Source organism: Bradyrhizobium sp. Arg237L, from assembly GCF_029990105.1.
Classification (GTDB): Bacteria; Pseudomonadota; Alphaproteobacteria; order Rhizobiales; family Xanthobacteraceae; genus Bradyrhizobium.
Genome location: NZ_JAQMIL010000196.1, coordinates 1 through 734, shown reverse-complemented (window position 1 = coordinate 734; position 734 = coordinate 1). Strand labels below are relative to the sequence as shown.

1 protein-coding gene is annotated in these 734 nt (G+C 62.4%); it reads left to right on the top strand.

All coding sequences use genetic code 11. The features are described from left to right. Positions 1-51 precede the first annotated feature (51 nt). A partial coding sequence (locus OZ411_RS42955; RefSeq protein WP_282532802.1) for a transposase family protein occupies positions 52-734 on the top strand: 683 nt, incomplete at its 3' end.

Here is a 734-nt window from a genome sequence, read left to right as displayed (position 1 = left end):
GAGGCCTCGGATCGGATCTGCGGCAAGCGGCTCAAGGTAATGATTCCGACGTTGCTCCCTTCGTTGGAGCGGCATGGCCGGCTCAAGCTCGACCAGGCCGATCGAGCGCTGGTGCTCGGCGTCAGCGCAGCCACGATTGATCGCCTGCTGGTCGAGACCAAAATTGCCGCGGCCGGCGGTAAGCGTCGGCGGGTCGGCTTTTATTCGGCGGTACGGCGTGAAGTTCCGATCCGGACGTTCAACGACTGGCACGATCCGCCGCCGGGGTTCTGCGAGGTCGACATGGTGGCTCATGGCGGCACATCTGTAGCTGGCTCGTTCATTCAGACATTGACGATGGTCGACGTCGCGACTGGTTGGACCGAATGCATGCCGCTGGTGACGCGCGAGAGCGGCCTCGTCGTGCGAGCCATGGAGCGCGCACAGAACCTGTTTCCCTGGCTCATTCGCGGCGCCGACTTCGACAACGACAGCGCGTTTACGAACGATGTCGTCGTGCCCTGGTGTCGCACGCAAAAGATCGAGGTGACACGCTCGCGCGCCTACAAGAAGAATGATCAGGCTTTCGTCGAGCAGAAGAATGGCGCGGTCGTCCGGCGACTTGTGGGATACGGTCGCTTCGATGGCGTCAAGACGACGCGCGTGCTGGAACGCTTGTATGCGGCATCGCGGCTGCACACCAACTTCTTCCAGCCGTCCTTCAAGCTGAAGGACAAGCGACGCGAGGGCGCGAA